The sequence below is a fragment of the Pseudomonas nabeulensis genome (assembly GCF_004682045.1).
Taxonomy (GTDB): domain Bacteria; phylum Pseudomonadota; class Gammaproteobacteria; order Pseudomonadales; family Pseudomonadaceae; genus Aquipseudomonas; species Aquipseudomonas nabeulensis.
Genome location: NZ_QUZT01000013.1, coordinates 81,318 through 105,186 on the forward strand (window position 1 = coordinate 81,318; position 23,869 = coordinate 105,186).

Below are 23,869 nucleotides of genomic sequence, written 5' to 3' on the forward strand. Positions count from 1 at the left end.
CAATGACTGCCGCTGTGGCATAAGTCTTGCGCGCGTCGTGTCCATGCCCTGGCTCGCAGGAGGCCGCCGTGTCGATTCATGTCGCGTTGCACCACGTTACGCATTACCGCTACGACCGTGCGGTCGAACTCGGCCCGCAGATCGTGCGGCTGCGCCCGGCGGCCCATAGCCGTACGCGGATTTTGTCCTACGCGCTGAAGGTGCTGCCCGAGCAACATTTCATCAATTGGCAGCAAGACCCCCAAGGCAATTACCTGGCGCGGTTGGTGTTCCCGGAAAAGACCGATGAGCTGCGCATTGAAGTCGACCTGGTTGCGGAGATGGCGGTATTTAATCCGTTCGACTTTTTCCTCGAGCCCTACGCCGAAAAAATCCCGTTCAGCTACGCCGCCGATGAGCAGCGCGAGCTGGCGCCGTACCTGGAAACCTTGCCGCTGACGCCCAGGCTTGCGACTTATCTGGCGGGTATCGACCGCACGCCCTTGCCGGCGGTGGATTTTCTGGTGGGCCTCAACCAGCGATTGGCGGCTGATATCGGCTACCTGATTCGTATGGAACCGGGCGTACAAACCCCTGAACTCACCTTGGAAAACGCCTCGGGCTCGTGCCGCGACTCGGCGTGGTTGTTGGTGCAGATTCTGCGCAACCTGGGCTTGGCGGCACGATTTGTGTCCGGCTACCTGATCCAGCTCACCGCCGACATCAAGGCCCTCGACGGTCCGTCCGGCACCGAAGTGGACTTCACCGACCTGCACGCCTGGTGCGAAGTGTATTTGCCCGGCGCCGGTTGGATCGGCCTGGACGCCACCTCCGGCCTGTTCGCCGGTGAAGGCCATATCCCCTTGGCGTGTAGTCCCGATCCCTCGTCTGCCGCGCCCATCAGTGGGTTGGTGGAACCCTGCGAGTGCGAATTCGCCCACGAAATGTCGGTAGAGCGGATTTGGGAAGCGCCCCGCGTCACCAAGCCCTACACCGAAGAGCAATGGCAGGCGATCCAGGCCCTGGGCCGACAGATTGACGGCGACCTGCTCAAGCACGACGTCCGCCTGACCATGGGCGGTGAGCCCACCTTCGTCTCCATCGACGATCCCGATGGCGCCGAATGGAACACCGCCGCCTTGGGCCCGGACAAGCGCCGGCTGTCTGCCGAACTGTTCCAGCGTCTGCGCCAGCACTACGCGCCCAAGGGCCTGGTGCACTTCGGCCAGGGCAAGTGGTATCCCGGTGAACAATTGCCGCGTTGGTCGCTCAATTGCTACTGGCGGCGTGACGGTGTGCCGATCTGGCACAACAGCGCGCTGATCGCTGATGAGCAAGAGGACTACGGCGCCGATGGCGTGATGGCCGGGCGCTTCCTTGGCAGCGTTGCCGAACGGCTGAAGCTGGCGACACGCTTCGTGTTCCCGGCCTTCGAAGACAACTTCTACTACCTGTGGCGCGAAGGTGCGCTGCCGCAAAACGTCACCGCCCAGGACTCGCGCCTGAGCGATGAGCTGGAACGTGAACGCCTGCGCAAAGTGTTCAGCCAGGGCCTGGATAAAGTCATCGGCCACGTGCTGCCGCTGGCGCGCACTGCCGCCAATGATCGTTGGCAGAGCGGCCGCTGGTACCTGCGCGACAACCACTGCCGCCTGGTGCCAGGGGATTCACCGCTGGGCTATCGCCTGCCATTGGCATCGCAGCCATGGGTGACGGCGGCCGAGTATCCGTTTGTGCATCCAACCGATCCGAACCAGGATCAGCCGGAGCTGCCCGCCACTGCACAATTGCGCAGCCATGACGATGCTGCGCCCGTTGATGAGCGTGTCCCCGAGGTGGACCAGTCCGCCGACTGGCTCACCCGCACCGCGCTGTGCGCCGAAGCGCGGGGAGGGCGGCTCTACCTGTTCATGCCGCCGCTGGAGCGCGTCGAGGATTACCTGGCACTGGTCGCAGCCATCGAAGCCACCGCCGAAGAGCTGCATTGCCCAGTGCTGCTGGAAGGCTACGAGCCCCCGGCCGATACGCGGTTGAGCAACTTCCGCGTTACACCGGACCCGGGTGTGATCGAGGTGAACGTGCAGCCGTCCGCCAGTTGGGACGAGTTGGTGGAACGCACCGAATTCCTCTACGAAGAAGCGCGGCAAACCCGCCTCACCACCGAAAAATTCATGATCGACGGGCGCCACACCGGCACCGGCGGCGGTAACCATTTTGTGCTTGGTGGCGCTACGCCCAAGGATTCACCGTTCCTGCGTCGCCCGGACTTGCTGCGCAGCCTGATCAGCTATTGGCATAACCATCCCTCGCTGTCGTACCTGTTTTCCGGCCTGTTTATCGGCCCGACGTCACAAGCGCCGCGAGTGGACGAGGCGCGTAACGATGCGCTGTACGAACTGGAAATCGCCTTCGCGCAAATGCCCGAACCGGGCGAGGAATGCCCGCCGTGGTTGGTGGACCGTTTGCTGCGCAATCTGCTGATCGACGTGACGGGCAACACCCACCGCGCCGAGTTCTGCATCGATAAGCTCTACTCACCGGACGGCGCCACCGGCCGCCTGGGCCTGCTGGAACTGCGCGCCTTCGAAATGCCGCCCCATGCGCGCATGAGTCTCACCCAACAACTGCTGTTGCGCGCGCTGGTTGCGCGCTTCTGGCGTGAACCCTATGCGCCGCCCAAGCTGGCGCGTTGGGGCACCGAGCTGCATGATCGTTTCCTGTTGCCGCACTTTATCGAGCAGGACTTTGCCGACGTGATCGTCGAACTCAACGCCGCCGGCTATCCGCTGCGCGCCGAATGGTTTGCCGCGCACCTGGAGTTCCGTTTTCCCAAGGTCGGCGACTACGCCGTCAGCGGGATCGAACTGGAATTGCGCCAGGCGCTGGAGCCCTGGCATGTACTGGGCGAGGAGGGCGCGGCGGGCGGCACGGTGCGCTATGTGGATTCATCCCTGGAACGCCTGCAAGTCAAATTGACTGGCCTGCCACCGCAACGCTACCTACTGACTTGCAACGGTGTTCCGGTGCCGCTGCAAGCGACCGGTCGGGTGGGAGAGTTTGTCGCCGGCGTACGTTACCGCGCCTGGCAACCGGCTAACTGCCTGCAACCGACTATTCCTGTGCATGCGCCGTTGGTGTTTGATTTGCTGGATACGTGGATGCAACGTTCGTTGGGCGGTTGCCAGTACCACGTTGCCCATCCGGGAGGGCGTAACTACGACAGTCTGCCGGTGAATGCCAATGAGGCGGAGAGTCGACGGATGGCGCGGTTTTTCCGATTGGGGCATACGCCTGGCAAGCAATCTGTGCCACAGGTGGTCATCAGCGATGAGTTGCCGATGACATTAGACCTACGGCGTTTCGCCCATAAAAATGACTGAATACGGTTCAAATGTGGGAGGGGGCTTGCCCCCGATTGCGGCGGGTCAGATGTACAGCTGTTGACTGACACACCGCCATCGGGGGCAAGCCCCCTCCCACATTAGATTGCAGTGAATTTGAGTTAATCTGAGCCCCCTTGCCCCTGCCGAGCGTTCCATGTCCGACTTGCTCGACCGTTACCCGCTGACTGCGGGCACTTATCACGAACTGCTGGACGACAGCGGCGCGGTGCGTGCCCATTGGCGGCGCTTGCTCGACCACCTGCAACGCAGCACGCCCGCGCAACTGGCCCAGCGCCAGGCGTTGTTGACCCGGCAGATCCAGGAAAACGGCGTGACCTACAACGTCTACGCCGACCCCAAGGGCGCCGACCGCCCCTGGGAACTGGACCTGTTGCCCCACGTGCTGGCGGCCGAAGAATGGCAGCAGCTGTCGGCGGGGATCGCCCAGCGGGCGCGCTTGCTCAATGCTGTTTTGGCGGATCTTTACGGCCCGCAGCGTTTGATCAAGGAAGGCCTGCTGCCGGCTGAGCTGGTATTTGGTCACAACAATTTCCTGTGGCCGTGCCAGGGTATCCAGCCGCCGGACGGTGCCTTTCTGCACCTGTACGCCGTGGACCTGGCGCGCACGCCGGATGGTCGTTGGTGGGTCACTGCCGACCGAACTCAAGCGCCCTCTGGCGCCGGTTACGCGCTGGAAAACCGCACCATCGTGTCCCGCGCCTTCCCGGACCTGTACCGCGACCTGCAAGTGCAGCATCTCGGCGGATTCTTCCGCACGTTGCAGGAAACCCTGGCCCGCCAGGCCCCCGGCGATGACCAGACGCCGCTGATCGTGCTGCTCACCCCGGGCCGGTTCAACGAAAGCTATTTCGAACACCTCTACCTCGCCCGCCAACTCGGCTATCCGTTGGTGGAAGGCGGCGACCTCACGGTGCGCGACAGCTGCGTGTTCCTCAAGACCCTCAGCGGCCTGCGCCGGGTGCACGCGATCATGCGCCGCCTCGACGATGATTTTTGCGACCCGTTGGAGCTGCGCACGGACTCGGCCCTTGGCGTGCCCGGCCTTCTGGATGCGGTGCGCCAGGGCAATGTGCTGGTGGCCAATGCCCTGGGCAGCGGCGTGCTGGAGTCTCCCGGTCTGTTGGGGTTTCTGCCGAAGATCAATCAGTTTCTGTTTGGTGAAGAACTGATCCTGCCGTCCATCGCCACCTGGTGGTGCGGCGAAGCGCCGGTACTGGCCGAAGCCTTGGAAAAACTGCCGGAGCTGCTGATCAAACCCGCGTTCCCGTCACAGAGCTTTACGCCGGTATTCGGCCGTGATCTGGACGAAAAACAACGCCGCGCCCTGGCCGAACGCATGCGCGCACGGCCCTATGCCTACGTCGCCCAAGAGTTGGCGCAGCTGTCCCAGGCGCCGGTGTGGCACACCGTGGAGGATCATCTGCAACACCGCGCCATCGGCATGCGCGTGTACGCCGTGGCCAGCGATGAAGGTTATCGCGTGCTGCCCGGCGGCCTGACCCGTGTGGCCGCCGAGGCCGACGCCGAAGTGGTGTCGATGCAACGCGGCGGTGCCAGCAAAGACACCTGGGTACTCGGCGAACGCTCCGCCGGTGGCGAGCATTGGCGTGCGCAACGGCCGATTGGCGCCCATGATCTGGTGCGCCGCGATCCGTACCTGCCGTCCCGCGTGGTGGAAAATCTGTTCTGGTTTGGCCGGTACTGCGAGCGCTGCGATGATAGTGCGCGCTGGCTGCGTATCGTGCTGGCGCGCTATGTCGATGGCGACGACCCGTTGGCGTTGCAAGCGGCAGTCGAACTGGGCGAAACCCTGCGCCTGTTGCCGGAGGAAGGCGAGTTGCCCGAGCGCTTGCTGGCAGCGTTGCTCGGCGATGACTGGCCATCGAGCCTGCGCGCCAACCTGCAACGCTTGCAGTGGGCTGCGTCCCAAGTGCGCGGCAAGCTGTCCCGAGAGAACTGGCAGGCCTTGGTCGAGTTGCAGCGCGAAGCCGTGGAACTGGAAAACGACGCGCCGGATTTTGGTGAGTTGCTGGACTTCCTCAACCGCCTGGTGATGTCGCTCGCGGCACTGTCCGGCTTCGCCCTGGATGATATGACCCGCGACGAGGGCTGGCGCTTTTTGATGATGGGCCGGCGTATCGAGCGTCTGCAATTTCTGAGCAGCAGCCTCGCGGCATTCTTGCGTGGGGTGGCGGTGTTCGACCAGGCGGGGCTGGAGTGGTTGTTGGAACTGGGTAACAGCAGCATCACTTATCGCTCGCGTTACCTGGCGGTGCCACAGTTGATCCCGGTGCTCGACCTGTTGTTGCTGGACGAGCAGAACCCCCATGCGGTGCTGTTCCAGCTCAAGTTGGTGAGCCGTACCTTGCGCCGTCTCAACGATGACTTTGGCGTGCCCCGCGAAACCGGTCTTGGCCCGTTGGTCGAGCGGCTGTCCCGTTTTGATCTGGGTTGCCTGGAGAACCCGCTGTTTGGCGAGTCCAGCGTACGGGCCGCGTTGGACGGGCTGGCCGACTTGCTGCAAGCCGTGGCCGATGAGAGCGGGCAAGTGTCGGATCGCCTGGCGTTGCGTCACTTTGCCCATGTGGATGATGTCAGCCAACAAACGGTGTCGTTGTGATGAGTGCGCGCTATCAGATTTTCCACGACACCCATTACCACTACGACAGCCCGGTGTCCCTGGCCCAGCAACTGGCGCACCTGTGGCCACGCCCCTGTGCGTGGCAGCGCTGCACGGCGCAGCAACTGGATATCAGCCCGCAGCCGTCTTCGCGGCGTGATGAGTTGGACGTGTTTGGCAACCCGATCACGCGGCTGGCGTTTGAACGGCCCCATGATGAACTGCTGGTGAACGCCGGACTGACTGTGGAAGTGCTGGCGCGGCCCGCGCTGGATTTCCAACAATCCCCGGCGTGGGACCACACCCGCGACAGCCTGACCTACGGCAGCCAGCCCATGTCCGATGAGCTGATCGAAGCGTGCCGCTACCGTTTCGAATCGCCCTATGTGCATTTGAAAAGAACCTTCGTCGAGTTCTCCGAAAGTTGCTTCCCGCCGGCTCGCCCGTTATTGCAGGGCGCTCAGGCATTGATGGAAAAGATCTTCGGCGAATTCACCTTCGACGCCGAAGCCACCCAGGTCGCCACACCGTTGGTGGAAGTGCTGGAGCGCCGTCGCGGCGTGTGCCAGGACTTCGCCCACCTGATGCTTGCCTGCCTGCGCTCACGAGGCCTGGCGGCGCGCTATATCAGCGGCTACCTGCTCACCCAACCGCCGCCCGGCCAGCCACGCCTGATCGGCGCCGATGCGTCCCATGCATGGGTCTCGGTGTATTGCCCGGTGTCGGGCTGGGTGGATTTTGACCCGACCAACAATGTGCAGCCGGCACTGGAGCACATCACCCTGGCCTGGGGCCGGGACTTCTCGGATGTGTCGCCGTTGCGGGGGGTGATTCTGGGGGGCGGGAGCCATGACCCGGAGGTGCGGGTGACGGTGATGCCGCTGCAATAATGATCGTTCCCACGCTCTGCGTGGGAATGCCTACCGTGACGCTCTGCGTCACCTTGCACGTTGGGTACACCGGGACGCGGAGCGTCCTAGGCGGCATTCCCACGCGGAGCGTGGGAACGATCAGTTATTCAGCCGGATCTTTTGGTGTTTCAGCTTCGTCGTTCGTTTCTTCAGCATCAACGTCTGCGCCGACTTCTGCAGCGGCTTTCTTGCGTTGCAGTTTTTCCTCTTTCTTCTGCTCCTTGGCCAAGTCTCTCTGACGTTTGGCGAAGGAGTAATTAGGTTTGGCCATGGGCGATCCTCTAGGGTCGAAGGTGAGGGTGGCGGCGCGCGGCTGCCTTGGGCAGCCATGGTATCAGCTTAGCAGCGCGCTTGGCCTTCACTTACCGCAGGCGTATGCGGCCAGCAGGCCGTTGAACAGTTGGTTTAAGTGCATGGCTCGGGCTCCAGTGAGGGATGGGCCGATCATAGGAAGGTCGTACGACTTTGGCTGTTAGATTGTGTTGATCAGTCTGATAGCCTAAAGTTGTATACAATCTGTTGATTCAGATCATAAGAATTTCTGCCTGCTTCAGGCACCCTTGTCGCAATACGCGTTTTCTAAACCCTGCCTTGGAGATTCACATGTTTGCAAAAATCGTTGCTGTTTCCCTGCTGACGCTGGCTAGCGGCCAGTTGCTTGCTGCAGAGTGCGCGGTCACCGTCGACTCCACCGACCAGATGTCGTTCAACACCAAAGAAATCACCATCGACAAGAGCTGCAAGACCTTCACCGTGAACCTGGAACACTCGGGCAGCTTGCCGAAAAACGTGATGGGCCATAACTGGGTGCTGACCACCAAGGCCGACATGGCTGGCGTTGCCACCGACGGCATGGCGGCCGGTATCGACAAGAACTACCTGAAAGAAGGCGACACCCGTGTGATCGCGCACACCAAGATCATTGGTGCTGGCGAGAAGGATTCGGTGACGTTTGATGTGTCCAAGTTGGCGGCGGGGACTGAGTACGAGTTCTTCTGCTCGTTCCCGGGGCATAACTCGATGATGAAGGGTGCGGTGGTCTTGAAGTAAGACCGCGTTATCGTTCATCGGGGGTAAGCCCCCTCCCACATTTGACCGAGTTCCAACATGAGAATGCGGTCAAAATGTGGGAGGGGGCTTGCCCCCGATAGCGGTCTACCTCACGGCGCGAAAGGCATGACCCGCTTATGCTCCGTCTTGCGGTAAGTGTCACAGATAATCCTGAACGCCTCCTCGCGCACCGGCTCACCGTGCAAAAACGCATCGATCTCCGCATACGTCACGCCATGTGACGCCTCGTCCGGCTTGCCCGGCGACAAGTCTTCCAAATCCGCCGTCGGCACCTTCTCCACCAGCGATTCCGGTGCACCGAAGTATCGTGCAATCGAGCGCACCTGGTTTTTCACCAGCCCGCTCAACGGCGCCAAATCACACGCGCCATCGCCAAACTTGGTGAAAAAGCCCATCACCGCTTCCGCCGCGTGGTCGGTGCCGATCACCAGTCCCCCCGCTGCGCCAGCGATGGTGTACTGCGCCACCATGCGCATGCGTGCCTTGGTGTTGCCCAGCACGAAATCACGGGACACCGCCGCCTTGCCTTCAAACGCCGCCACTTCATTGGCCAGGGCCTTGACGGCTGGGCCGATGTTCACGGTGTGGCGTTCGTCTGGGTCGATAAAGTCCACCGAGGCCGTGGCGTCGATCTCGTCGAACTGGGTTTCATACGGCAGGCGCACCGCGATAAAACGGTAGGCCTGATCCCCGGTGCTTTCGCGCAGCTCTTTCATGGCACGCTGGGCCAACAGGCCGGCGGTCAGGGAGTCGACGCCGCCGCTGATGCCCAGCACCAGGCTCTTGAGCCCGGAATTGCGCAGGCAATCCTGGATAAAGGTAATGCGACGGGCAACCTCGGCCTCCAGGGCCGCCGGGTCCTGGAACGGTGCTTGAACCTTGAGCTGCTGCGCAATCTCACGCTGTACGGCTTGCATGATTCACTCCTTGCTGGAAAGGGCAGGTACTTTGAAAACGTGCCGCAAATAGGCGGCGAAATTCGGGTCGCTACAGTGTGTCTTGCCCGCTTCATCGGAGATCTTCGCGACGGGCTGGCCATTGCAGGCGGTCATTTTAAGCACGATGCTCATCGGTTCCACCCCTGGAATGTCGCAGGTCAGGTTGGTGCCGATGCCGAAGCTCACATTGATGCGACCGCGCAGCGCGCGGAAGATCTCCAGCGCCTTGGGCAGCGACAGGCTGTCGGAGAACACCAGCGTCTTGCTCATCGGCTCGATGCCGAGCTTATGGTAGTGGGCGATGGCTTTTTCGGCCCACTGCACCGGGTCGCCGGAGTCGTGGCGCAGGCCGTCGAACAGCTTGGCGAAGTACAAGTCGAAGTCGCCGAGGAAGGCGTCGGTGGTGATGCAATCGGTCAGGGCGATGCCCAGCAGGCCACGGTATTCGCGGACCCAGCAATCGAGGGCGGCGATCTGGCTGTCGATCAGGCGCGGGCCCAGTTGCTGGTGGGCCATGATCCATTCGTGGGCCATGGTGCCCAACGGCTTCATATCGAATTCGCGGGCCAGGTGCACGTTGCTGGTGCCGACGAAACGGCCGGGGAAGTCGTGCTTGAGTACGCTGACCACTTCTTCCTGCACCCGGTACGAGAAGCGTCGGCGGGTGCCGAAGTCGGCCACTTGCAGCTCGGACAACTCTTCGCTGCTGGCGTTGGCCGTGAGCCAATCGAACTTGCGGTACAGCTGTTCGCGGGCCTGCTCCAGGATCACGGTCTGGTAGCGGTAGCGGTTGCGCACTTCGCTGACGATGGCCAGCATCGGTACTTCAAACAGGATCACATGCAGCCACGGGCCGCGCAGGCGGATAAACAATTCGCCGTTCTCGATGCCGGTCTGCACATAGCGCAAGTTAAAGCGAAACAGCCCGAGGAAGCGCAAGAAGTCCGGCTTCATAAAGCTGATGCGTTCGAGGAAACCCAGTTGGTCGGGGCTCAGGCTCAACTCGGCGAGGCGCTCGATCTGGTAGCGGATTTCCGCCAGGTACGGGCGCAGGTCTTCACTGTTACGGCAACGAAACTCCCATTCAACTTCCACGTTGGGGTAGTTGTGCAGCACCGCCTGCATCATGGTCAGCTTGTAGAAGTCGGTGTCGAGCAGGTTCTGCACGATGCGATCGGCAAACACACTCTCGCTCATAGCGGGAATCTCCAGACGGGTCGACGATGGGCGCCGGCCTTTACGCACAATTAAGGAAGGGGGCTAGTGGCGCATAGACTTGTGGGGTTTTGCCAGTGATTTTTTCAGTGAGGCCACTGGCCTCATCGGGGGCAAGCCCCCTCCCACACTGACTGTATTCACCTATTTTGAGTTGTGAACACAGTAAATGTGGGAGGGGCGGTGCGACGATTCGACTTGCCCCCGATGGCGGTATCACAGGCACTAAATAACCTGCTCCATCATCCACTTCACAAACGCACGCACCTTGGGCACCTCCGCCGAATGCTCGGGGTACGCCAGGTAATACGCATCCTGGCTAGGCATCGCATGCTGCCAGGGAATGACCAGCTTGCCGTCCGCCAGTTCCTCCTCCACCAAAAAACGCGGCAACAGCGCCACGCCACAGCCCACCTGCGCCGCACGAATGCACATGTAAAACGTGTCGAAGCGCGGCCCGTGGTAGCTGTGCTCCGTCTGGTAACCCTGATCGGCAAACCAATCGTGCCAGCCTTGCGGACGTGAGGCATTTTGCAGCAGTACCAGTTCGCTCAGTTGCGTTGGGTCAGTGAAGGATTGTTCGGGCAGGCTGTCCGGCGCACACACCGGCACCAGTTCTTCGCTGAACAGTTTCAGGCTCTCGGTGCCGGGGCGTGCGCCCTGGCCGAAGTAGAAGGCCATGTCGGCCTTGCCTTGCAGCAATTCGTCCGGCGCTTGCTCGTTGCACAGGTCCAGGTGGATCTGCGGATGACGCAGCCGCCAGCCCTTGAGGCGCGGCACTAGCCAGCGGGCGCCGAAGGTGTAGGGCATGGACACCCGCAGCACTTCGGTCTCGCCGCCGTAGGAGCGCAGGTAATGGGTGGACATCTCCACTTGCGTAAGGATCTTGCGCACTTCCACCAGGTACAGCTCACCCGCCGGGGTCATCTGCAAGCGTCGACGCACGCGGCGAAACAATAGGTGTTGCAGCAACTCTTCCAACTGCGCCACTTGCTTGCTCACCGCGCTCTGGGTGAGGTTCAGCTCTTCGGCGGCGCGGGTGAAGCTGAGGTGGCGGGTGGCGGCTTCGAAACACTGCAAGGCGGTGATCGAGGGCAAATGTCTTTTGTTCAGCACGGTGTGCCTCTTTTTATGCTTTGCATGAATAAACGGAATGATATCTCGCCTAATCGTCGTTTGTTGGCAAGTCTTGGGCCAGCTACAAATAAGGTCTGGATCGCCGTGTGCTTCGCGGCGCGAATTTTGAAGTGTGCAGATTGAAGGAGTGACCCATGGTTGCCGCATTGCTTGATCGTCTCGGGGTAAACCCGGCGCTGTACCAGTCGGGCAAACAACCCGTGCATTCGCCGATTGATGGCAGCGTTATCGGCAAGGTGCAGTGGGAAGGTGCCGCCGAGGTGGAGCAACAGGTCAGTCGCGCCGAGCATGCATTCGACGCCTGGCGCAACGTGCCGGCGCCGCGTCGTGGCGAGTTGGTGCGCCAATTCGGCGACGTATTGCGCGAATACAAGGCTGACCTGGGCGAGTTGGTGTCCTGGGAAGCCGGCAAGATCACCCAGGAAGGCCTGGGTGAAGTGCAGGAAATGATCGACATCTGCGACTTCGCCGTCGGCCTGTCCCGCCAGCTGTACGGCTTGACCATCGCCTCCGAGCGCCCCGGCCACCATATGCGTGAAACCTGGCACCCGCTGGGCGTGGTCGGTGTGATCAGCGCGTTCAACTTCCCGGTGGCGGTGTGGGCGTGGAACACCACCCTGGCGCTGGTGTGCGGCAACGCCGTCATCTGGAAACCCTCGGAAAAAACCCCGCTCACTGCCCTGGCCTGCCAGGCGCTGTTCGAGCGGGTGCTGAAAAATTTCAATGATGCCCCGCAGTACCTCAGCCAAGTGATCATCGGCGGCCGCGATGCTGGCGCCGCGCTGGTGGATGATCCTCGCGTGGCGCTGATCAGCGCCACCGGCAGCACCCGCATGGGCCGTGAAGTGGCGCCGAAAGTTGCCGCGCGTTTCGCCCGCAGCATCCTTGAACTGGGCGGCAACAACGCGATGATCCTCGGCCCAAGCGCCGATCTGGACATGGCCGTGCGCGCCATCCTGTTCAGTGCGGTCGGCACCGCTGGCCAGCGCTGCACCACCCTGCGTCGCCTGATCGCCCACGAGTCGGTGAAAGAAGAGATCGTCACCCGCCTCAAGGCCGCTTACTCCAAAGTGCGCATCGGCCACCCGCTGGAAGGCAACCTGATCGGCCCGCTGATCGACAAGCACGGCTTCGAGAATATGCAGGATGCGCTGGAACAAGCCTTGAGCGAAGGCGGCAAGGTGTTTGGCGGCAAGCGCCAACTGGAAGATAAATTCCCGAATGCCTACTACGTATCCCCGGCGATTGTGGAAATGCCCGAGCAAAGCGACGTGGTGTGCACCGAAACCTTTGCGCCGATCCTATACGTGGTCGGCTACACCGATTTCGCCGAAGCGCTGCGCCTGAACAACGCCGTGCCGCAAGGCTTGTCGTCGTGCATCTTCACCACCGATGTGCGGGAGGCCGAGCAATTCATGTCGGCAGTGGGCAGCGACTGCGGCATCGCCAACGTCAACATCGGCCCGAGCGGCGCGGAAATCGGCGGCGCGTTTGGCGGTGAGAAAGAGACCGGCGGCGGGCGTGAGTCGGGATCGGATGCGTGGCGCGGGTATATGCGTCGGCAGACCAATACCGTGAATTACTCGCTGGAATTGCCGTTGGCACAGGGCATTACCTTCGACTGAACCTCAGGGTGGAATGAGGCCAAGTGTGGGAGGGGGCTTGCCCCCGATGGCGGGGGGTCAGCTGGATCTCTGTTAACTGACACACTGCAATCGGGGGCAAGCCCCCTCCCACAGTTGATTGGGTTTGCAATTCAGAATTTGTTTGTTAGGTCCCATCCCGGAGTCTGGCAATGCCTCTACGCGAAACATGTTTATGGGAACACCTCACCCCCAGCCGTCCAGAACGCGCCGCACTCAATGGCGAACTCAAGGTGGATGTCTGCGTCATCGGCGCGGGCATCACCGGTTTGTCGGCGGCCATTCACTTGTTGGAACAAGGCAAAAGCGTCGCCGTGCTGGAGGCCCATCGCACCGGCCACGGCGGTTCGGGGCGCAACGTCGGGCTGGTCAATGCAGGCCTGTGGATTCCGCCGGATGACATCGAAGCCGGTTTCGGCACGGAAGTGGGCAGCCAGCTCAACCGCATGCTGGGTGCGGCACCGTCGCTGGTGTTCAGCCTGATCGACAAATACAACATCGACTGCCAACTGCGCCGCGAAGGCACCTTGCACATGGCGCACAACGCCCGTGGCGAGGCGGATTTGCGCAGTCGTGAAGAGCAATGGAAACGCCGCGGCGCGCCGGTGGAATTGCTCACCGGCCAGGCCTGCGAGCAAGCCACGGGCACCAAGAAGATCGCCGCCGCATTGCTGGACCGGCGCGCCGGAACATTAAACCCAATGGCCTACACCAGCGGTTTGGCCAACGCCGCTGTCGGTCTCGGTGGGCAGTTGTTCGACCATTCCCCCGTCACTCAACTGGAGCGCCAAGGCACGCAATGGTCGGTACAAACCGCCCAGGGGTCGGTGCAGGCGGAACAAGTGGTGATCGCCTCCAATGCCTACACCGAAGGCGAGTGGACCGAGCTGCGGCGCAATTTCTTCCCCGGTTATTACTACCAGGTCGCATCCGCTCCGCTGACGGACGAAGCAGCTCAGCAAATCCTGCCAGGCGGCCAGGGCTCCTGGGACACACGCCAGGTCTTGAGCAGCATCCGCCGCGATGCCGATGGGCGTTTGTTGCTCGGTAGCCTGGGCAATGGCAACCAGAAACCGGCGTGGTTCCTCAAGGCGTGGGCCGATCGGGTGCAGCAGCACTACTTCCCGTATCTCAAATCGGTGCAATGGGAGTTCACCTGGACCGGCTGCATCGCCTTCACCCCTGACCACCTGATGCGCCTGTTCGAACCGGCACCGGGCCTGGTGGCGGTAACGGGCTACAACGGGCGTGGCGTGACCACCGGCAGTGTGGTCGGCAAGGCGTTTGCCGACTACCTCTGTCACCAGAACCCCCAGGCCTTGCCGATCCCTTTCGCGCCGATGCAGCCACTGTCCGGTGTCGGCCTGCGCAGCTGTCTGTATGAAGCAGGATTCTCGCTGTATCACGCCGGGCAATGCCTGAGGATCGTGATCTGATCAGCGAAATACCCCTCAGAAGCCTGCATTTTCTTAGCAGGCTACTCATCTGTATTGGTGCAAGTTGTAGCAGTCGCGCACTGTAAATGTGCAGTTCCGTTACGCCGTCTGTTACAGCTGTAGGAACTGTCGTTTATCGGCTTGGTTGCAGGTGCGACCTGCTGAGGTTGTACTTTTTTGGCCGCTTGGTTGCACCTCTTGAGGTTAGAGGGTTGCACGTCCTGACGAACGGCGTCGAAACGCGCGTGATATCAATGACACCGTGTCTTTTTGAAGAATAAAAACGTAATGGCACGCGCCTTGCTCAGGCCTTTCAGTGGAAAGTTTGAACGCAAGTTGTCGTGCCAAAAATCAAAAATATCGGAGCACCACTCATGTCCCAGACGTTTTACAAGAAAGGTTTTCTGGCCCTCGCCGTTGCAGCGGCGCTGGGTGTTTCTACGTTTGTTCAAGCTGATGTGAAAATTGGTGTAGCGGGGCCCATGACGGGTGCCAACGCCGCTTTCGGTGAGCAGTACATGAAGGGTGCCCAGGCGGCAGCCGACGTCATCAACAAGGCCGGTGGCATCAACGGCGAGCAGATCAAGCTGGTGGCCGGCGATGACGCCTGCGAACCCAAGCAGGCCGTGGCCGTGGCCAACCGCCTGGCCGACCAGGACAAAGTGATCGGCGTGGTCGGGCACTTCTGTTCGTCCAACACCATCCCGGCGTCCGAGGTGTATGACGAAGCGGGCATCATCATGATCACCCCGGGTTCCACCAACCCACAGGTGACCGAGCGTGGTTTGGGCGCCGTGTTCCGCATGTGCGGGCGTGACGACCAGCAAGGCATCGTTGCCGGCGACTACATCGTCGATGTGCTCAAGGGCAAGAAAGTCGCGGTTATCAACGACAAGGACACCTACGGCAAAGGCCTGGCTGACGCCACCGCCGCCCAGTTGACCAAGCGCGACGTCAAGCCGGTGCTGGAAGAAGGCTTGACCCGTGGCGAGAAAGACTTCAGCGCCCTGGTCACCAAGATCCGTTCCACCGGTGCGGATGTCGTGTACTTCGGCGGCCTGCACCCGGAAGCCGGTCCACTGGTTCGCCAGATCCGTGAAGCGGGTTTGAAAGACGTCAAGTTCATGTCCGATGACGGCGTGGTCACCGACGAACTGGTGGCCACCGCTGGCGGCGCGCAATACGTCGACGGCGTCTACATGACCTTCGGCGCCGACCCGCGCCTGCTGCCGGACAGCAAGGCCGTGGTGGAAGAGTTCCGCAAAAACGGCACCGAGCCTGAAGGCTACACCCTGTACGCCTACGCTTCGATCCAGGCCCTGGCTGCCGGCTTCAACGGTGCCAAGTCCAACAAGGGCGAAGATGCGGCCAAGTGGCTCAAGGCCAACCCTGTCCAGACCGTAATGGGCAAGAAGGAATGGGACGGCAAGGGCGACCTGAAAATCTCCGACTACGTGGTTTACCAGTGGGACAAAGACGGTAAATACCACCAACTCGATAAACAGAAGTAATCCTTGTGGGAGGGGGCTTGCCCCCGATAGCGGTGTGTCAGTCAACAGATATACAGCTGACCTACCGCAATCGGGGGCAAGCCCCCTCCCACATTGGGCACTGCTGTTATTGAGATTGAGATCTGTCTTTTCCTCCAGAAGCGCCGCACACCCACCGGTGTGCAGGTGCTCACCGCGTGAGATTGCGTTATGGATGGTATTTTCCTGCAGCAACTGGTCAACGGCCTGACCCTCGGGTCGGTCTATGGCCTGATCGCCATCGGCTACACAATGGTCTACGGCATCATCGGCATGATCAACTTCGCCCACGGCGAGGTTTATATGATTTCCGCTTACCTCGCGGCGATCAGTCTGGCACTGCTGGCTTACTTCGGCATCGAATCCTTCCCGCTGCTCATTCTCGGCACCTTGATCTTCACCGTGGTCGTCACGGGCGTTTACGGTTGGGTCATCGAACGTGTCGCCTATAAACCGCTGCGCAACTCAACCCGCCTGGCACCGCTGATCAGCGCCATCGGCATCTCCCTGATCCTGCAGAACTACGCGCAAATCGCCCAGGGCGCCAAGCAACAAGGGATTCCCACCCTGCTGGCCGGGGCCTGGCGTATCGACTTCGGCACAGGGTTCGTGCAGCTCACCTACACCAAGATCTTCATCCTGGTCGCCGCCTTCGCGGGCATGGCATTGCTGACCTACGTGATCAAGTACACCAAGCTCGGCCGCATGTGCCGCGCCACCCAGCAAGACCGCAAGATGGCGTCGATCCTCGGCATCAACACCGACCGGGTGATCTCCTACGTATTCGTCATCGGTGCAGCCATGGCGGCATTGGCCGGCGTGCTCATCACCCTCAACTACGGCACCTTCGATTTCTATGCCGGCTTCATCATCGGCATCAAGGCGTTTACCGCAGCGGTGCTCGGCGGCATCGGCTCCCTGCCTGGGGCGATGCTCGGCGGGATCATCCTCGGTATCTCCGAGTCGCTGTTCTCGGGGTTGATCAACTCTGACTACAAAGACGTGTTCAGTTTCTCCCTGCTGGTGGTGATTCTGATTTTCCGTCCCCAGGGCCTGCTCGGTCGCCCACTCGTGGCGAAGGTGTAAACATGTCTGCTGCCAAATCTATCGATATCAAGAAAAGTGTGGTCGATACGGTCCTTGCCGGGCTGATTTCGTTGATCGTGTTCGGTCCGATCGTCGGTGTGGTCCTCGACGGCTACAGCTTCAACCTGGAACCGGCTCGCGTGGGCCTGTTGGTGGCCATCGTGATGGTCGGCCGCTTTGCCATGAGCCTGTTCCTGCAAACCCCCAAGGGCTTGAAGATCCTGCAAGGCTTCGAGAGCAGTGGCTCAGGCGTGCACGTGCTGGCGCCGGACTACAAGTCGCGGCTGCGCTGGATCATCCCGGCGCTGATCGTGATCGCCATCGTGTTCCCGATCTTTGCCAACAAGTACCTGCTGACCGTGGTGATCCTTGGGCTGATCTACGTGTTGTTGGGCCTGGGCCTCAACATCGTGGTCGGCCTGGCGGGGCTGCTCGACCTGGGTTACGTGGCGTTCTACGCCATCGGCGCCTACGGCCTGGCGCTGGGTTATCAATACCTCGGCCTGGGCTTCTGGACGGTGCTGCCGTTGGCGGCCATCGCGGCGGCCTTGGCGGGGTGCATACTCGGCTTCCCGGTGTTGCGAATGCACGGTGACTACCTGGCCATCGTGACCCTGGGCTTCGGTGAAATCATCCGGCTGGTGCTCAATAACTGGCTGTCGTTTACCGGTGGGCCGAACGGCATGCCAGTGCCCTCGCCGACCTTCCTCGGCCTGGAGTTCGGCAAGCGTGCGAAGGACGGTGGGATTCCGTTCCACGAGTTCTTCGGCATCGATTACAACCCCAACATCAAGTTCATGTTCATCTACATCGTGCTGTTCCTGGTGGTGCTGGCCGTGCTGTACATCAAGCACCGCCTGACCCGCATGCCGGTGGGCCGCGCCTGGGAAGCCTTGCGCGAAGATGAAATCGCCTGCCGCTCCATGGGCCTGAACCACGTGCTGGTCAAGCTCTCGGCGTTCACCATCGGTGCCTCCACCGCCGGTCTGGCCGGGGTGTTTTTCGCCAGCTACCAGGGCTTCGTCAACCCGTCGTCGTTCACCTTCTTTGAGTCGGCGCTGATCCTGGCCATCGTGGTGTTGGGCGGCATGGGCTCGACGGTGGGCGTGGTGATCGCGGCGTTCGTGCTCACTGTTGCGCCTGAACTGCTGCGCAGCTTCTCCGAATACCGCGTGCTGCTGTTTGGCGTGCTGATGGTGGTGATGATGATCTGGCGACCACGCGGGCTGATTCGGATCAGCCGTACCGGTGTAGTACCACGCAAGGGGGTGGCGCCATGAGCAAGGAAGTCGTTCTGTCCGTGGAACACCTGATGATGCACTTCGGTGGCATCAAGGCCTTGAGCGATGTGAGCCTCAACGTCGAACGCAACTCGATCTTCGCCCTGATCGGCCCCAACGGCGCCGGCAAGACCACGGTGTTCAACTGCCTCACCGGCTTCTACAAGGCCAGCGGCGGCAAGATCAGTCTCAACGTGCGCGGCAAGCAAACCAACGTGATCCAGTTGCTCGGCGAGCGCTTCCAGCCCACCGACTTCGTTTCGCCGAAAAGCTTCCTCAGCCGCGTGTACTACAAGATGTTCGGCGGCACCCACCTGGTGAACCGCGCCGGCCTGGCGCGGACGTTCCAGAACATTCGCCTGTTCAAGGAAATGTCAGTGGTGGAAAACCTGCTGGTGGCCCAGCACATGTGGGTCAACCGCAACATGCTGGCGGGCATCCTCAACACCAAGGGCTACCGCAAGGCCGAGAGCGATGCCCTCGACCACGCGTTCTATTGGCTCGAAGTGGTGGACCTGGTGGACTGCGCCAACCGCTTGGCCGGTGAACTCTCCTACGGCCAACAACGCCGCCTGGAAATCGCCCGTGCCATGTGCACCCGTCCACAGATCATCTGCCTGGACGAACCGGCCGCCGGCCTCAACCCCCAGGAAACCGAAGCCCTCAGCGCGATGATTCGCCTGTTGCGCGACGAACACGACCTCACGGTGGTGCTGATCGAACACGACATGGGCATGGTGATGAGTATTTCCGACCACATCGTGGTGCTGGACCACGGCAACGTGATTGCCGAGGGCGGGCCGGACGCGATCCGCAACGACCCGAAAGTGATTGCGGCCTACCTGGGCGCCGATGAAGAGGAGCTTGTATGAACGGGCCTATCCTCGAAATGAAGGACCTGGACGTGTACTACGGCCCGATCCAGGCCCTGAAAAAAGTCTCGCTGCACATCAATGAAGGCGAAACCGTCAGCCTGATCGGCTCCAACGGCGCGGGGAAATCCACGCTGCTGATGTCGATCTTCGGCCAGCCACGGGCCGAGTCGGGGCAGATTCTGTACAACGGCGTCGACATTACCCACAAGTCGTCCCACTACATTGCCTCCAACGGCATCGCGCAGTCGCCGGAAGGGCGGCGGGTGTTCCCCGACATGACCGTCGAGGAAAACCTGCTGATGGGCACCATCCCCATCGGTGACAAGCACGCCAGCGAAGACATGCAGCGCATGTTCGAGCTGTTCCCACGGCTCAAGGAGCGGCGTAACCAGCGGGCCATGACCATGTCCGGTGGCGAACAGCAAATGCTCGCCATCGCCCGTGCGCTGATGAGCCGGCCCAAGCTGTTGCTGCTGGACGAACCAAGCCTGGGCCTGGCGCCGATTGTGGTGAAGCAGATCTTCTCCACCCTACGTGAGCTGGCGTCTACCGGGATGACCATCTTCCTGGTGGAGCAGAATGCCAACCATGCGCTGCGCCTGTCGGACCGGGCGTATGTGATGGTCAACGGGGAGATTCGCCTGACGGGCACCGGTAAAGAGCTGTTGGTGAACGAGGAAGTGCGCAACGCCTATCTCGGTGGGCACTGATCTAACTCACACTGCAAAACCCCTGTGGGAGGGGGCTTGCCCCCGATAGGGTGTGTCAGCACCACAAGTGCTGACTGACCCGCCGTCATCGGGGGCAAGTCGAATCGTCGCACCGCCCCTCCCACATTTGATTAAGGGCAGCTTTTGAAATTGTGGAAAACAAATCCACCTCACCTCCAAAGCGCGACATATAGCCGCCGCAAATCCCTGTTTTGTCACAGTTTTGACTTGTCCCCATCCACTGTGGAACCGGCTGTGGGTAACGTGGGTGTACTTAGCTGAAAGCCTTTAAAACCGTGGCTTGCAGCGTGGCGATCATTTTTTGATCAGTGGCTTTTTCGGGACCGGCCAAGGGGTTTGTCAACCTGTTTAAAGACACAGGTATATGACCGATTTATGTCCCTTCTGCCTGTGGATAAGTCTGTGACTAAACTCTGGAAAGACGTCCGCAGGGGCCGGAATGACTGGCCTGGAGCCATCGTTCGGATTTTCCCCAGGGTGACGGGTCTACATACGCTCCCGTCGAGGTCAAGCAAAAAACTTTCTAAAATCGTCTACAAGCCCCGCCTACAAAGGCTTGAGGCGTTTTGCACTTGCCCCCAAAGACTGTGGGCGCAGTTGTGGATAACCTGCGCGCATATGGCTGCAGGCCACGGTTTATAGGGTGTTGCGCGTTATGGTCAAAAAGTGATCAGGCGCACATGAAGTTATGCGCATAGCGGTTGCCGCAACCGCGGTGTACGGGCATTCTGCTGGCTGATTTTTTTCCCGATGCCCGCAAGGAGAACACCATGTCCAACACGCTGTTTATTACTGGCGCAACCTCAGGTTTCGGCGAAGCCTGCGCCCGTCGTTTTGCCGAAGCCGGCTGGAAACTGGTGCTCACTGGCCGTCGTGCCGACCGCTTGAATGCCTTGGTCGAAGAACTCTCCAAGCAGACCGAAGTACACGGCCTGGTGGTGGACGTGCGTGATCGCAAGGGCATGGAAGACGCCATCGCCAGCCTGCCGCCATCGTTCGCCACACTGCGCGGGCTGATCAACAACGCAGGCCTGGCCGTGGGCACCGACCCGGCACCGAAGTGCAACCTCGACGATTGGGAAACCATGGTCGACACCAACATCAAGGGCCTGCTGACCACCACCAACCTGCTGCTGCCACGTCTGATCGCACACGGTCGTGGCGCGGGCATCATCAACCTGGGGTCCATCGCCGGTAACTACCCGTACCCGGGCAGTCACGTGTATGGCGGCTCCAAAGCGTTCGTGAAGCAGTTCTCGCTGAACCTGCGTTGCGACCTGCAAGGCACGGGTGTACGCGTCACCAACATCGAGCCAGGCCTGTGTGAAAGCGAGTTCTCGCTGGTGCGCTTTGGCGGTGACCAGGCGCGTTATGACGCGACCTATGCCGGCGCCGAGCCGATCCAGCCGCAGGATATTGCCGACACGATCTTCTGGGTGATGAACACCCCGGCGCACGTGAATATCAACCGGTTGGAACTGATGCCGGTGAGCCAGACCTGGGCTGGGTTTGCGATTGAGCGTGGGGCCAAGTAAGGCTTTAGACCGAGTTGCTGCCATCGGGGGCAAGTCGAATCGTCGCACCGCCCCTCCCACATTTGAATGTATTCACAAATCAAAATCTGTGAACCCAATCCAGTGTGGGAGGGGCGGTGCGACGATTCGACTTGCCCCCGATGGCGTCAAATCGGCCAAAACAGGCCATAAGGTACACTCCACTCCTGAAAACCCCACCGCACCCAGCGGTTCAAGGGTTTTGACAGGAGGACATGTGAGTAACCGAGGTGAGCAAGCACTGCTCAAACAATCGACCATCCTGATGTTCGCGGTCGCGATCGCCGGGATTGTCACGGGTGTGGTATCTGGCGCCCAATCCATTTTGTTCGACGGCTTTTTCTCGCTGATCGCCACCGCCATCAAGGTGTTGATGCTGATCACGGCCAAGCTGATCGCCAAGAAAAGCAACGAGCGTTTCCAGTTCGGCTATTGGCACCTGGAGCCCATGGTGCTGCTGATCGAAGGTAGCTTCCTGTTGCTGATCGCCATCTATGCGTTCCTCAATGGTGTGTTCGGCATTCTCAATGGCGGGCGCGAGATCGAGTTGGGGCTGGTGATCATTTATGCGGCGGTGTTTACCGTCGTGGAATTCGCCTACTTCTTCTATGTGCGTTATCGCAACCGCACGCTCAAATCGTCGCTGATCCAGTTCGACAACATCAGTTGGCTGGTGGACGCGATGCTCTCGGTGGGCTTGCTGATCAGCTTCCTGGCGGCGCTGTTGCTCAAGTCCCAGGGTTATGGCGAATGGGCGGTGTACGTCGACCCGTTGATCCTGATCCTGTTGGCCCTGAGCATGCTGGCGCCGGCGTTCAAGATCCTGCGCCCGGCGTTGCGCGAGGTACTGGGGATTGCGCCGGACCAACTGGACGACAAAGTGCGCGAAGTGATGGACGCGGCGCAGGCCAAGCATGGGTTCGACGACTACGTGTCCTACGTGCAAAAGCACGGGCGGGCGCGGTTTATCGAGATTCATGTGGTGCTGCCGAAGGATTACCCGGTGCACAGCGTTGCCACCCTGGATGGGTTGCGTGAAGAGATATCCACAGGGCTGGGCAAGCCGGATGCGGCGCGGTGGTTGACCATCAGTTTTACGGGGGATCGCAAGTGGATTGCGTGATTGGTAGTTAGACCGAGTCGCCTGCATCGGGGGCAAGTCGAATCGTCGCACCGCCCCTCCCACATTCGACCGCGTTCCAAAGGTAGAACGCGGTCAACTGTGGGAGGGGGCTTGCCCCCGATGAGGCCCTGAAAATCACCCGAGATACTGGATCAAACCCTGATAGCAAGTCGCCAAATGATAAGGCGTGGTCGACGGCATATCCCTTCGGCTCACCTTGCCCTGGGCATCCAGACACTCATGCCAACCCTTCTCATGCAAAAAGTGCTGTTGCAGCGCCAGCAACTGACGCTGCAACACCGCCTCACTGCCAGGCCGCAAGGTCAACGCCCGCAGGTATTCGGCCTGGGCCCAGATCCGTTGTGTAGCATCGCGGATGCTGCCATCCAGCGCCAACATGCCACTGACCGCACCGCTCAACTTATCCACACCCGTTTGCTCAGCGTAGGCAAATGCCCGCGTCAACGAGGCATGCAGCGGTGTGCCACGCAACACATCCGAAGATTCCAGCAAGAAGAACCACTCAAACTGGTGCCCCGGCTCAAACCAGTTATCCACAGCGCCCAACGGTTTCTCCATCATCACGCCGTGCTGGCGGTCGATAAAGCGCTGCTGCATGGCCGTCGCCAAACCCAGCAGGGCGGCCTGTACGTCGGCGTCGTCACGCACCGCGAGGGTGGCCAGGAAGGCTTCGGCCAGGTGCATCAACGGGTTCTGCAACGGGCCGGACTTGAGGGATGACCAGTTGCGCTCCAGCACTGCCTCGTACAGGCCGTCGCCTGTGGAAAAGCGTTGGGCGACCACTTCAAGGGCGGCGTTGAGCACCGACTCCACCAACGGTTCGCGCACTTTGGCCCAGTAATGGGCGCAGGCGAAGATGATGAACGCGTGGGTGTAGAGGTCTTTGCGCTTGTCCAGCGGCTGCCCGGTCGGGTCGATGCTGTAGAACCAGCCGCCGTGCTCGGCGTCGTGGAAATGCCGTTGCAGGGAGCGGAACAACGCCGCTGCCCGCTCTTCGGCGAAGGCCGCACCGGGTTCGCCGATCAGGCTGGCAAACAGGTACAGCTGCCTGGCGCAGGCCATGGCGCGATAGCGTTGCGGGGGCAGTGGCCGGTGATCGGCGTCCAGCGCCTCATAAGGCAGCGCCAACTCGGCATTCCAGCCCGGGCCTTGCCAGAGCGGCACGATCAGGCTGTGGAAGTGCGTGAGCACGGCATTCAGGGCGGAGTGTGGAGCGGTGGGCATTGGCTGGCGTCGTCACGGCAGGGGTGTAGGCGCGCATGGTAGCAGGCTTGAGTTATATGGTGTCTGGTCTACCGCTATCGGGGGCAAGCCCCC

At 61.1% G+C, this 23,869-nt stretch carries 18 protein-coding genes; 13 read left to right on the forward strand and 5 right to left on the reverse strand.

All coding sequences use genetic code 11. The features are described 5' to 3' along the window. The first annotated feature begins 68 nt into the window (after positions 1 to 68). From DYL61_RS09625 to DYL61_RS09635, 3 genes are all read left to right on the forward strand, one after another. On the forward strand, positions 69 to 3,359 hold the full coding sequence (locus DYL61_RS09625) for a transglutaminase family protein (RefSeq protein WP_135308142.1): 3,291 nt from the start codon (positions 69 to 71) through the stop codon (positions 3,357 to 3,359). A gap of 157 nt (positions 3,360 to 3,516) precedes the next feature. Next, entirely contained in the window at positions 3,517 to 6,003 is a 2,487-nt protein-coding gene (locus DYL61_RS09630) for a circularly permuted type 2 ATP-grasp protein (protein ID WP_135308143.1), read from the forward strand. Then, complete coding sequence (locus DYL61_RS09635) at positions 6,003 to 6,893, forward strand: transglutaminase family protein (protein ID WP_135308144.1); 891 nt, start codon at positions 6,003 to 6,005, stop codon at positions 6,891 to 6,893. The genes DYL61_RS09630 and DYL61_RS09635 overlap by 1 nt, the downstream gene beginning before the upstream one ends. A gap of 124 nt (positions 6,894 to 7,017) precedes the next feature. Here DYL61_RS09635 and DYL61_RS31265 read toward each other — a convergent pair whose 3' ends face one another. Continuing rightward, positions 7,018 to 7,185, reverse strand: a complete 168-nt coding sequence (locus DYL61_RS31265) for a hypothetical protein (RefSeq protein WP_167497950.1) — start codon at positions 7,183 to 7,185, stop codon at positions 7,018 to 7,020. Positions 7,186 to 7,517: 332 nt separating this feature from the next. Here DYL61_RS31265 and azu point away from each other — a divergent pair, with 332 nt between their 5' ends. Further along, on the forward strand, positions 7,518 to 7,964 hold the full coding sequence (gene azu / locus DYL61_RS09640) for an azurin (protein WP_135308145.1): 447 nt from the start codon (positions 7,518 to 7,520) through the stop codon (positions 7,962 to 7,964). Positions 7,965 to 8,074: 110 nt separating this feature from the next. Here the strand turns inward: azu and nadE are convergent, their stop codons facing one another. From nadE to DYL61_RS09655, 3 genes are all read right to left on the reverse strand, one after another. Next, a complete protein-coding gene (gene nadE, locus DYL61_RS09645; RefSeq protein WP_135308146.1) occupies positions 8,075 to 8,902 on the reverse strand; it encodes an ammonia-dependent NAD(+) synthetase in 828 nt (275 codons plus the stop codon). A gap of 3 nt (positions 8,903 to 8,905) precedes the next feature. Then, positions 8,906 to 10,120 carry a nicotinate phosphoribosyltransferase gene (gene pncB, locus DYL61_RS09650; protein ID WP_105695185.1) on the reverse strand — a complete coding sequence of 405 codons (1,215 nt, stop codon included), beginning with the start codon at positions 10,118 to 10,120 and terminating at the stop codon, positions 8,906 to 8,908. A gap of 243 nt (positions 10,121 to 10,363) precedes the next feature. Further along, positions 10,364 to 11,254 carry a LysR family transcriptional regulator gene (locus tag DYL61_RS09655; protein ID WP_135308147.1) on the reverse strand — a complete coding sequence of 297 codons (891 nt, stop codon included), beginning with the start codon at positions 11,252 to 11,254 and terminating at the stop codon, positions 10,364 to 10,366. A gap of 155 nt (positions 11,255 to 11,409) precedes the next feature. Between DYL61_RS09655 and amaB the strand changes: the two genes are divergently transcribed. The 9 genes from amaB (at position 11,410) to DYL61_RS09700 (ending at position 22,531) form a co-directional block, all read left to right on the forward strand. After that, on the forward strand, positions 11,410 to 12,900 hold the full coding sequence (gene amaB / locus DYL61_RS09660) for an L-piperidine-6-carboxylate dehydrogenase (protein ID WP_135308148.1): 1,491 nt from the start codon (positions 11,410 to 11,412) through the stop codon (positions 12,898 to 12,900). Positions 12,901 to 13,070: 170 nt separating this feature from the next. Continuing rightward, on the forward strand, positions 13,071 to 14,354 hold the full coding sequence (amaA, locus tag DYL61_RS09665) for an L-pipecolate oxidase (RefSeq protein ID WP_135308149.1): 1,284 nt from the start codon (positions 13,071 to 13,073) through the stop codon (positions 14,352 to 14,354). Between the two features lie 374 nt (positions 14,355 to 14,728). After that, positions 14,729 to 15,865: a branched-chain amino acid ABC transporter substrate-binding protein gene (locus DYL61_RS09670; protein ID WP_135308150.1), complete on the forward strand. Its 1,137-nt coding sequence runs from the start codon at positions 14,729 to 14,731 to the stop codon at positions 15,863 to 15,865. Between the two features lie 189 nt (positions 15,866 to 16,054). Beyond that, positions 16,055 to 16,969: an ABC transporter permease subunit gene (locus tag DYL61_RS09675; RefSeq protein WP_105695190.1), complete on the forward strand. Its 915-nt coding sequence runs from the start codon at positions 16,055 to 16,057 to the stop codon at positions 16,967 to 16,969. A 2-nt stretch (positions 16,970 to 16,971) separates the two neighbouring features. After that, complete coding sequence (livM, locus tag DYL61_RS09680) at positions 16,972 to 18,249, forward strand: high-affinity branched-chain amino acid ABC transporter permease LivM (RefSeq protein WP_135308151.1); 1,278 nt, start codon at positions 16,972 to 16,974, stop codon at positions 18,247 to 18,249. Then, the gene (locus DYL61_RS09685; RefSeq protein WP_135308152.1) at positions 18,246 to 19,121 is read left to right on the forward strand and encodes an ABC transporter ATP-binding protein; all 876 of its coding nucleotides are present in this window, start codon (positions 18,246 to 18,248) and stop codon (positions 19,119 to 19,121) included. Before livM ends, DYL61_RS09685 begins: the two co-directional genes overlap by 4 nt. Further along, positions 19,118 to 19,834: an ABC transporter ATP-binding protein gene (locus DYL61_RS09690; RefSeq protein ID WP_135308153.1), complete on the forward strand. Its 717-nt coding sequence runs from the start codon at positions 19,118 to 19,120 to the stop codon at positions 19,832 to 19,834. The genes DYL61_RS09685 and DYL61_RS09690 overlap by 4 nt, the downstream gene beginning before the upstream one ends. A gap of 791 nt (positions 19,835 to 20,625) precedes the next feature. After that, entirely contained in the window at positions 20,626 to 21,390 is a 765-nt protein-coding gene (locus DYL61_RS09695) for an SDR family oxidoreductase (protein ID WP_135308154.1), read from the forward strand. 235 nt (positions 21,391 to 21,625) lie between these two features. After that, positions 21,626 to 22,531, forward strand: a complete 906-nt coding sequence (locus DYL61_RS09700) for a cation diffusion facilitator family transporter (RefSeq protein WP_135308155.1) — start codon at positions 21,626 to 21,628, stop codon at positions 22,529 to 22,531. A gap of 135 nt (positions 22,532 to 22,666) precedes the next feature. On the opposite strand, the gene DYL61_RS09705 is transcribed toward DYL61_RS09700, so the two are convergent. Beyond that, positions 22,667 to 23,776 carry an AGE family epimerase/isomerase gene (locus tag DYL61_RS09705; RefSeq protein ID WP_135308156.1) on the reverse strand — a complete coding sequence of 370 codons (1,110 nt, stop codon included), beginning with the start codon at positions 23,774 to 23,776 and terminating at the stop codon, positions 22,667 to 22,669. Positions 23,777 to 23,869: the final 93 nt, after the last annotated feature.

Coding starts and splice junctions, on each gene's coding strand:
- DYL61_RS09630 (WP_135308143.1), top strand. CDS start 3,517: ATGTCCGACTTGCTCGACCGTTACCCGCTGACTGCGGGCACTTATCAC.
- DYL61_RS09635 (WP_135308144.1), top strand. CDS start 6,003: ATGAGTGCGCGCTATCAGATTTTCCACGACACCCATTACCACTACGAC.
- DYL61_RS31265 (WP_167497950.1), bottom strand. CDS start 7,185: ATGGCCAAACCTAATTACTCCTTCGCCAAACGTCAGAGAGACTTGGCC.
- azu (WP_135308145.1), top strand. CDS start 7,518: ATGTTTGCAAAAATCGTTGCTGTTTCCCTGCTGACGCTGGCTAGCGGC.
- nadE (WP_135308146.1), bottom strand. CDS start 8,902: ATGCAAGCCGTACAGCGTGAGATTGCGCAGCAGCTCAAGGTTCAAGCA.
- pncB (WP_105695185.1), bottom strand. CDS start 10,120: ATGAGCGAGAGTGTGTTTGCCGATCGCATCGTGCAGAACCTGCTCGAC.
- amaB (WP_135308148.1), top strand. CDS start 11,410: ATGGTTGCCGCATTGCTTGATCGTCTCGGGGTAAACCCGGCGCTGTAC.
- amaA (WP_135308149.1), top strand. CDS start 13,071: ATGCCTCTACGCGAAACATGTTTATGGGAACACCTCACCCCCAGCCGT.
- DYL61_RS09670 (WP_135308150.1), top strand. CDS start 14,729: ATGTCCCAGACGTTTTACAAGAAAGGTTTTCTGGCCCTCGCCGTTGCA.
- DYL61_RS09675 (WP_105695190.1), top strand. CDS start 16,055: ATGGATGGTATTTTCCTGCAGCAACTGGTCAACGGCCTGACCCTCGGG.
- livM (WP_135308151.1), top strand. CDS start 16,972: ATGTCTGCTGCCAAATCTATCGATATCAAGAAAAGTGTGGTCGATACG.
- DYL61_RS09685 (WP_135308152.1), top strand. CDS start 18,246: ATGAGCAAGGAAGTCGTTCTGTCCGTGGAACACCTGATGATGCACTTC.
- DYL61_RS09690 (WP_135308153.1), top strand. CDS start 19,118: ATGAACGGGCCTATCCTCGAAATGAAGGACCTGGACGTGTACTACGGC.
- DYL61_RS09695 (WP_135308154.1), top strand. CDS start 20,626: ATGTCCAACACGCTGTTTATTACTGGCGCAACCTCAGGTTTCGGCGAA.
- DYL61_RS09705 (WP_135308156.1), bottom strand. CDS start 23,776: ATGCCCACCGCTCCACACTCCGCCCTGAATGCCGTGCTCACGCACTTC.